10 protein-coding genes and 1 riboswitch are annotated in these 9,151 nt (G+C 34.2%); all 10 genes read left to right on the plus strand.

Features of this window, described 5'->3' with window-relative positions; translation table 11 throughout:
* Nucleotides 1–78: 78 nt before the first annotated feature.
* The 10 genes from DW006_RS11485 to ispD all read left to right on the plus strand — a co-directional run bounded on the left by DW006_RS11485 (nucleotide 79) and on the right by ispD (nucleotide 8,843).
* Nucleotides 79–1,281 (plus strand): homoserine dehydrogenase, encoded by a 1,203-nt coding sequence (locus DW006_RS11485; RefSeq protein WP_118000758.1) that lies wholly within the window; start codon nucleotides 79–81, stop codon nucleotides 1,279–1,281.
* A 25-nt stretch (nucleotides 1,282–1,306) separates the two neighbouring features.
* The gene (locus tag DW006_RS11490; RefSeq protein ID WP_118000760.1) at nucleotides 1,307–2,635 is read left to right on the plus strand and encodes an aspartate kinase; all 1,329 of its coding nucleotides are present in this window, start codon (nucleotides 1,307–1,309) and stop codon (nucleotides 2,633–2,635) included.
* A gap of 108 nt (nucleotides 2,636–2,743) precedes the next feature.
* Nucleotides 2,744–2,871: riboswitch (FMN riboswitch) on the plus strand.
* Between the two features lie 258 nt (nucleotides 2,872–3,129).
* Nucleotides 3,130–3,741, plus strand: a complete 612-nt coding sequence (locus DW006_RS11495; protein ID WP_118000762.1) for an ECF transporter S component — start codon at nucleotides 3,130–3,132, stop codon at nucleotides 3,739–3,741.
* Nucleotides 3,742–3,972: 231 nt separating this feature from the next.
* Nucleotides 3,973–4,398 carry a tRNA (adenosine(37)-N6)-threonylcarbamoyltransferase complex ATPase subunit type 1 TsaE gene (tsaE, locus tag DW006_RS11500; protein ID WP_118000765.1) on the plus strand — a complete coding sequence of 142 codons (426 nt, stop codon included), beginning with the start codon at nucleotides 3,973–3,975 and terminating at the stop codon, nucleotides 4,396–4,398.
* Entirely contained in the window at nucleotides 4,395–5,120 is a 726-nt protein-coding gene (tsaB, locus tag DW006_RS11505; protein WP_118000767.1) for a tRNA (adenosine(37)-N6)-threonylcarbamoyltransferase complex dimerization subunit type 1 TsaB, read from the plus strand. Before tsaE ends, tsaB begins: the two co-directional genes overlap by 4 nt.
* Before the next feature lie 173 nt (nucleotides 5,121–5,293).
* Complete coding sequence (gene rimI, locus DW006_RS11510) at nucleotides 5,294–5,746, plus strand: ribosomal protein S18-alanine N-acetyltransferase (RefSeq protein WP_022164508.1); 453 nt, start codon at nucleotides 5,294–5,296, stop codon at nucleotides 5,744–5,746.
* Nucleotides 5,747–5,819: 73 nt separating this feature from the next.
* Complete coding sequence (locus DW006_RS11515) at nucleotides 5,820–6,059, plus strand: hypothetical protein (protein ID WP_118000769.1); 240 nt, start codon at nucleotides 5,820–5,822, stop codon at nucleotides 6,057–6,059.
* A 157-nt stretch (nucleotides 6,060–6,216) separates the two neighbouring features.
* The gene (locus DW006_RS11520; protein ID WP_118000771.1) at nucleotides 6,217–7,125 is read left to right on the plus strand and encodes a ribonuclease Z; all 909 of its coding nucleotides are present in this window, start codon (nucleotides 6,217–6,219) and stop codon (nucleotides 7,123–7,125) included.
* A gap of 18 nt (nucleotides 7,126–7,143) precedes the next feature.
* Complete coding sequence (gene tsaD, locus DW006_RS11525; protein WP_347475140.1) at nucleotides 7,144–8,163, plus strand: tRNA (adenosine(37)-N6)-threonylcarbamoyltransferase complex transferase subunit TsaD; 1,020 nt, start codon at nucleotides 7,144–7,146, stop codon at nucleotides 8,161–8,163.
* Entirely contained in the window at nucleotides 8,160–8,843 is a 684-nt protein-coding gene (gene ispD, locus DW006_RS11530) for a 2-C-methyl-D-erythritol 4-phosphate cytidylyltransferase (RefSeq protein WP_347475142.1), read from the plus strand. Before tsaD ends, ispD begins: the two co-directional genes overlap by 4 nt.
* Nucleotides 8,844–9,151: the final 308 nt, after the last annotated feature.

The following is a 9,151-nucleotide window of genomic DNA, read 5'->3' on the forward strand; positions in this document are numbered from 1 at the left end:
TGATAAAAATATTTAACCATGCTAAAATTTACGAAGAATTTGCACCCTAAAGGGCTAGAACACAATTAAGGAGGAAATATGATAAAGGTAGCAATCTTAGGATACGGAACAGTAGGTTCAGGTGTATTCGAAATTATAAATGAAAATAAAGAGCTTATTACTGCAAATGCAGGTGAAGAAATTGACGTAAAATATGTATTAGATTTAAGAGAATTTCCTGGAGATTCATGTGAAAGCGTTTTAGTACATGATTACAATATTATTTTAAACGATCCTGAAGTAGAAGTAGTAATTGAAGTAATGGGTGGGTTAAAACCAGCTTATGATTTTGTAAAGTCAGCATTATTAGCAAAGAAGAGTGTATGTACATCTAACAAAGAGTTAGTTGCAAAATATGGTGCTGAGCTTATTAAGATTGCTCAGTCAAATAATAGAAACTTCTTATTTGAAGCTGCTGTAGGTGGCGGAATTCCTATTATCCGTCCAATGAACATGCATATTACAGCGGATAAGATTTGTGAAATTACAGGAATATTAAACGGAACAACAAACTATATTCTTACAAAGATGGATAAAGAAGGTGCTGATTTTGACAGCACTTTAAAGAAAGCACAGGAATTAGGTTATGCAGAACGTAATCCTGAAGCTGATATTGAAGGCTATGATGCGGTTAGAAAGATTGCAATTTTAGCTTCATTAGCAAATGGAAAGACAGTTAATTTTGAAGAAATCTACACAGAAGGTATATCAAAAATTACTGCTGAGGACTTTAAGTATGCAAAGAAAATGGGCCGTTCAATTAAGTTATTAGGAAAGTGCAAGAACGAAGATACAGGTATTGTATGTTCAGTAGCACCAAGACTTTTAGCACCTGACCATCCATTATACAACGTTAGTGGTGTAACTAACGGTATTTTAGTACGTGGAAACATGGTAGGTGACCTTGTATTTATCGGCAGTGGTGCAGGCAAACTCCCTACAGCAAGTGCGGTAGTATCTGACGTAGTTGATAGCGTTAGACATTTGAATGTTTCTACAACTGTAATGTGGAAAGAAGAAAAGCTTGAAGTTGAAGATTTTTCAAAATCAAAGAAGAAGTTCTTTGTTAGAACAACAAAGTCAAAAGAAGAAGTTGAGGCTGTATTTGGAAATGTAGAATACATTGATGCAGGAATTTCAGGAGAAATCGGTTTTGCTACAGAAAAATTAAGCGAACAGGATTTTGATGCAAAAGCTGAAAAATTAGGAAATGTAATCTCTAGAATTAGAATTGAAGGATAATAAAAGAAAAATTAGGAGGCAGGTTATGAAAGAAACAAAGGTTGTAAAGTTTGGTGGTAGTTCGCTAGCTGATGCAAACCAGTTTAGAAAAGTTGCAGATATTATTTTAGCAGATCCAACAAGACGTTTTGTTGTTGCATCAGCACCGGGTAAACGTTTTGTAGAAGATATTAAAGTTACAGATATGCTTTATAACTGTTATGAATTAGCTTCAGAAGGTGAAGAATTTGAAGAACAGTTTAATCTTATTAAGGAAAGATATAATGGAATTATTGAAGGCTTAGGCATTCAGGATTTTTCGTTGGACGAAGATTTTGACATTATAAAGGGTGCATTCTCTCATATGGCAGGTAGAGATTATGCAGCCAGTCGTGGTGAATTCTTAAACAGTAAAGTATTAGCCAAATTTTTAGGCTTTGATTTTATTGATGCTGCAAAATATATTTTCTTCAATGAAAGAGGAGAATTTGATTGGGATAAAACATCAGAAAAGTTAGCTCCAAAGCTTGCAAAATCTGAATATGCAGTGATTCCGGGATTTTACGGTTCTATGCCTAACGGAACTATTAAGACATTTTCAAGAGGTGGTTCAGACGTAACAGGTTCAATTGTTGCCAGAGCAGTAGACGCAATGATTTATGAAAACTGGACAGACGTTAGTGGATTTTTAATTTGCGATCCAAGAATTGTAAATAATCCAAGTCCAATTAACACAATCACATACGCAGAACTTAGAGAATTAGCATACATGGGAGCTACTGTTTTACACGAAGATGCTATCTTCCCTGTTAGAGCAGCAGGTATCCCTGTAAATATCAAAAACACAAACTGCCCACAGGATAGAGGAACTATGATTGTTTCAGAAACTGCTGAGCCATGTGAACATATTATTACAGGTATTGCCGGCAAGAAGGGTATGTCAGTAATTAATATTGAAAAGGACAAAATGAACAGCGAAGTAGGCTTTGGTAGAAATGTACTTCGTGCATTGGAAAAGAGCAATGTAAGTTTTGAACATATGCCATCAGGTGTAGACACAATGAGTGTTGTTATTCAGACAGATGCATTAGCAGGAAAGGAAACAGCTATTCTTGACGAAATCCGTTCAAGAGTACATCCTGACCAGTTATTTATTGAAAGTAACCTTGCCCTTATTGCAGTAGTAGGTCGTGGAATGAAGAGTGCCAGAGGTACAGCTGCAATCTTATTCACAGCCTTAGCAGAGGCAAGAGTTAATATTAAAATGATTGACCAGGGATCTTCAGAACTTAACATCATTATCGGTGTAGCAGAAGAAGATTTTGAAGTTGCATTACGTGCAATTTACAATGCATTCATTAAAGTAAAAAAATAAATAAGTAAAAAAGTAAATTTTATTAACGTTAGTATTTTGTGAAGAATAAGTTATTAACAAACTTGACAACATAATAACAAAGTATTAACATTAACATGAAAATTAAATAAAGTTCTTCGGGGTAAGGTGCAATTCCTAACCGGCTGTGATTGCTTAAGCATAAGTCAGCGAGCCTATTGGCATGATATGGTGAGAATCCATAACCGACAGTAAAGTCTGGATGAGAGAAGATAGAATATAATTACTGTTACATGCAGTAGTAAAAACAGCAACCGAAGAAATTTTGGTTGCTGTTTTTTTGGCTCTTTGTCAAGCTTGGGGGTAATCACTCACGTAAAGTTGTGTGTGATTTCTTATTAAATAAAAAACGTTCCGCTAGGGATGTCCACCCCAGCGAAAAGAAAAAAGTTACTAAAGTAACCTGCGCTTGGTGTGTAAAATTTCGCAAGGGACATTCTTTGTTACATTAATGTTATAAATTGGAGGTAATATAAATGAAAAAAACATTTACAACAAAAAACATAGTTTTAATAGCGATGTTTTCAGCATTGGCTTTAGTTTTACACTTATTTGATTTTTCGATTCCTGTAATTGCGCCGGAATTCTATAAATTAGATTTAAGTGAAATTCCTGTACTAATTGGTTCATTTATAATGGGGCCATTGGCAGGCGTGTTTATTGAAGCAATAAAAATATTATTAAAATTATTAGTAAAAGGAACATCAACAGCCTACGTTGGAGATTTGGCAAACTTCATAATTGGTTGTGCATTTGTTGTTCCTGCAAGTTTAATATACAAGTATAAGAAAACAAAAATGGGCGCGTTCATTGGAATGGCAGTAGGTACACTTGTAATGGCAGTTGCTGGAATTGCCATTAACTATTGGGTTTTAATTCCTTTTTATGTAAAAGCTTTCGGCATGCCATTAGATGCAATTATTGGAATGGGAGCAAAAATCAACGGAGCTATTTCTAACAAATTTACATTCGTCCTTATTTGTGTAGGACCGTTTAATATTTTAAAAGCTGTAATCGACAGTTTAATCACAGCCGTTGTCTACAAAAGAATCAGTTCATTTATAAAAGAGATTGGTTCAAAAAAATAAAAATATTGACTCTAAAAAAATAAGTATATGGCTAAATCAAAACACAATCGTCAAATTAAAACATAGAAAAATTTGAAAAACACAGAAATATTGTTTATACTAATCAGTATGGCATATTTCTGTGCTTTTTAATGTAATAGAAATTTCAAAGAATAATATGTCACAAAAAGCATTACGCTAGGATGTATCCTAGTATGAAAACAAAGTTAACCTAAATATATTGGAGGATAGATGATATACGAAACAAATTCCGAAAAGGAAACTTTTGAATTAGGAAAAAATCTGGGTGAGCAAGCAAAGGCTGGTCAGATTTTTTGCCTAAATGGAGATTTAGGAGTTGGAAAAACTGTGTTTACTCAGGGATTTGCAAAGGGACTTGGCATTGAAGAAAACGTCAACAGTCCAACATTTACAATTATACAGGTATACGAGGAGGGGAGAATTCCTTTATATCATTTTGATGTATATAGAATTGGTAATCCTGAAGAAATGTATGAAATCGGATACGAGGAATACTTTTTCGGAGAAGGCGTATGCCTCATAGAATGGTCAAAATTAATAGAAGAATTAATACCTGAGGAAGCAATAAATATTGAAATAGATAAAAATCTTGAAAAAGGTTTAGACTATAGAAAGATTACAGTGGAGGGACTATGAGAATATTAGCAATAGACAGCTCTGCAATGGTAGCAACAGTTGCCGTAACAACAGATGGAGTTTTAAATGCAGAATATACAATTAATCACAAAAAAACACATTCTCAAACATTGCTACCAATGATAGATGAAATGTGTAAAACAATTGAACTTGATATGAAAACAGTAGATGCTATAGCAATATCAGGAGGTCCCGGTTCTTACACAGGACTTAGAATAGGTAGTGCCACAGCAAAAGGCTTCGGCTTGGCGCTTGGTATTCCAATCATAAATGTTCCAACAATGGATGCTTTGGCGTACAATATGTTTTCGTCACAGTATATTGTTTGTCCAATTATGGATGCTAGACGAGGACAGGTTTATACAGGAATTTATCAATTTGAAGGCACAGAAATGCAAACAATAAAAGAACAGTGCATTATGATGCTTGAGGACTTAATTGAAGAATTAGATAAAACAGGTAAAGCTGTGATTTTCCTTGGCGATGGTGTTGAAAAAGGAAAAGAAATTATTGACGCCCAAATGAAGTCAGAGCATTACTATGCACCTGCATCTATGAATGGACAGAAAGCTTCAAGTGTGGCAGCCCTTGGTGAAATCTATTATGCTCAGGGAAAAATTGAAAAAGCGGCAGACCATAAACCTGAATATTTAAGATTATCTCAGGCAGAGAGAGAACTTAAAGAAAAATTAGCCAAAGAAAAAGCGCAGGCAGAAAAATAAATCTGTGTGAAAAGAAATAAAACAAAAAATTAATTAAAATACAACAGAGATTAATAATGAAAAAAGATAAAAATTTTAATTAAAATTAAGCAGAACAAAATTTCGTAGTGAAAATACAAAAAGTAAGAATTAGGCTGAAGTATAAAATATAATATAAAGAGTAGGACTAAAATATGGAACAGGAAAAAATAACAATTAGAAAAATGAACATAGAGGATATTCCTGCTGTTTTTGAAATTGAACAAAGCATATTTTCTATTCCCTGGTCTGAAAAATCATTTAAAGATTCTCTGGAAAGTGAAAATACCAATTTTGTAGTAGCTTTGTGCAATGATGAAATTGTAGGCTACATTGGTATGTATGTATTTGGAGAAGAGGCTGATATATCAAATGTTGCAGTCTCTCTTAAACACAGAAGAAAGCATATTGCCCAGAATATGCTTGACTATATCTTTGATTGGTCACAAAATAAAAAAATAAAAAATCTCACTTTAGAAGTAAGAGAAACTAATGTGCCCGCAATAAAACTATATGAAAAGAATGGTTTTAAGGAGGCCGGCATTAGAAAAGATTATTACGAAAAACCAAAAGAAAATGCAGTTATAATGTGGAAACAAAATCTATAAAATACATTACTTTCCACTATTATTTTACCTGTGAAACCTATAAAATAAAAAATATTTATTTTAGGAGGAAGTTATGAGAAGATACGAAGATGAAAAATTAGTGGAAGTGACTTGCAATAAATGTGGGAAGAAATTAATCGTAGAAAATGAAATTATAAAAGAAGGCAATTTTACTGTAGAATATAAATGGAACTATTTTTCAAACAAAGATGGAAGAGAACATTTTTTTGATTTGTGTGAAGAATGTTACGACAAAATAACGGGAGAATTTTTAATCCCTGTAGACGACAGGGAATATAAAGAATTGTTATAGAAATTCTGATTTCAGATAGCAACAAAGAATATAAAGCGTTATTGTGAAAATTCTAATTTCTGAGAATGACAGGAAAAATAAAGAACTTATTTGGAATTCCTGTAGGTAGTAAAAATAAAAAGTAACTGTAGAATTGCAGAAAAGAAAGAGGAAGAGAATGTTAGACGTATGTTTGTTAGGTACAGGAGGAATGATGCCAATTCCCAGAAGATGGCTGACATCTTTAATGTGCAGATATAATGGAAGTAACATATTAATTGATTGTGGGGAGGGTACACAGGTTGCAGTGAAACAAAAGGGATGGACCTTTAAACCAATTGATGTAATATGCATAACACACTATCATGCTGATCACATAAGTGGACTTCCAGGCCTACTGCTTACAATGGGAAATGCTGAAAGAAAAGAGCCACTTACAATGATTGGACCAAAAGGCTTAGAAAGAGTAGTAAGGGCACTTAGAACAATTGCACCTGAACTTCCTTTTGATATAAAGTTTATTGAATTATCAGAAGATTTGGAGACAATCCAGTTTGAAGAATATAAAATAAAAGCTTTTAAGGTAAAACATAGCATAACATGTTACGGATATTCAATTGAAGTGGACAGAAGCGGAAAGTTTGATGCCACAAAAGCAAAAGAACTGGATATACCAATAAAAAAATGGAGTCTTTTACAAAAAGGTGAAACAGTTGAGGCAGACGGCCGGGTTTTCACACCTGATATGGTAATGGGACCCCCACGAAAAGGTTTAAAAGTAACATATGCAACTGACACAAGACCTGTTGCAAACATTGCTAAAGCTGCAAAAGATGCAGATTTATTTGTGTGCGAAGGAATGTATGGAGAACCTGATAAAGAAGAAAAAGCGAAAGAACACAAACATATGACTTTTGTGGAAGCTGCAAACATCGCAAAAGAAGCCAATCCAAAAGAAATGTGGCTGACACACTACAGCCCATCTCTTGTAAAACCATGGCTTTATTTAGATACGGTTACAGACATTTTCCCAAATGCAAAGACAGGAAAAGATGGGATGTCTGTTGATTTAATGTTTGAAGATTAGAAAAGTAGAGGTATTGTTTTGAAAGATATAAAAATATTAGCAATTGAAAGTTCGTGTGACGAAACAGCAGCAGCAGTTGTTGTTAATGGAAGAGAAGCGCTATCTAACGTCATATCTTCACAAATAGATTTACATACATTATATGGAGGCGTAGTACCTGAAATAGCTTCAAGAAAACATATTGAAAACATTAACTATGTTATCGAGAAGGCTTTATCAGATGCTAAAACAACATTAGATGAAATTGATGCAATAGGAGTTACATACGGACCAGGGTTAGTAGGCGCACTTTTAGTGGGAGTAGCGGAAGCGAAAGCTATATGTTTTGCTAAAGATATTCCTTTAGTTGGAGTACATCATATTGAAGGACATATTTGCGCCAATTATGTGGAAAACAAAGAGTTAGAACCACCATTTGTATGTCTTGTTGTATCGGGTGGACATACTCACCTTGTTGTGGTAGAAGATTATGGCAAGTATAAGATTCTTGGAAAAACAAGAGACGATGCCGCAGGAGAAGCCTTTGACAAAGTGGCAAGAGCAATAGGCTTAGGATATCCAGGTGGTCCTAAAATAGATAAAATTTCAAAGGATGGAAATCCACATGCATACGAATTTCCTAGGGCAAAAATAACTGACAGTGTATATGACTTTAGTTTCAGCGGTTTGAAATCTGCTGTACTAAATCAGCTTAACTTGTCAAAAATGAAAGGCGAAGAAATTAATCATGCAGACGTGGCTGCATCATTCCAAAATTGCGTGGTGGATACCTTGGTAACACGTGCAATGCATGCACTTGAAGAAACAGGCATGAAAAAGTTTGCAATAGCAGGTGGGGTGGCTTCAAATACAGCCATTAGAAAAGCCTTTAAGGAAGAATGTGAAAAACGTAATGTAGAATTTTATCATCCATCACCTATTTTATGTACAGACAATGCTGTTATGATTGGCTCTGCAGCATATTATGAATATATTAATGGAGTTCGTTCCGGTTGGGACTTAAATGCAATACCAAATTTAAAATTAGGAGAAAGATAATGAAAATATCAGCTATTGTACTTGCAGCAGGAAGTGGCAGTAGAATGCAAAGCAGTAAAAAGAAACAGTTTATGGAAATAAAAGGGAAGCCTCTTGTATGGTATTCCCTTTTTGCGTTTGAAAAATATGGAGTAGATGAAATCATACTTGTAACAGGTTTGGAAGATATAGACTTTTGCAAAAAAGAAATAGTAGAAAAATATAATTTTACAAAAGTAAAAGACATTGTAGCCGGCGGAAAAGAAAGATACGAATCAGTGTATAACGGTTTAAAACATATATCAGGAGACATTGTACTTATTCACGATGGCGCCAGACCTGTATTAACAAATGAAATAATAGAAAGAGGCATTAATGGCGCAATAAAAGATAATGCCTGTGTTGTTGGTGTACCTGTTAAAGATACAATAAAAATAGTAAATGAAAATAATGAAGTGGTAGACACACCAAACAGAAACACGTTGTGGATAACTCAAACTCCGCAATGTTTTAAGACAACTATGATAAAGGAAGCCTATCAAAAAATGATGGCATTAAATGCTGAAAATATTACTGATGATGCAATGGTAATGGAACAGTTTGGACATGCAAAAGTAAAATTTGTAGAGGGAGATTATAAAAATATAAAAGTAACAACTCCCGAAGACATATCTGTAGTAGAAAATTTCTTACAAGATTAAGAAAATGAAAACACTATAGCAATCTATTTGGCATTTAAATAACAAACAGGCTCCAAATTTTCCCTTGCATGTAGGATAGAGTGATAAACGAAAAGTCATTTATACGAATTGCTCCGCACATAAGTGCTCCCCCAATTCGTCATCTCACTGGCATATCGCTCTCCATTAGAGAGCTTATAGGCTCGTGGGAAGGCGTGTAAAAAGTACAAATGACAAAAAAAGTGTTGACAGATAAAGAAGCATTTGATATTATAGTCAAGCACGTTGAAAAACGGGCGTACGGAGAGGTGTCCGAGTGGTTTATGGTG

It is taken from the genome of Eubacterium sp. AF36-5BH (assembly GCF_003460505.1).
Lineage (GTDB): Bacteria > Bacillota > Clostridia > Lachnospirales > Lachnospiraceae > Eubacterium_G.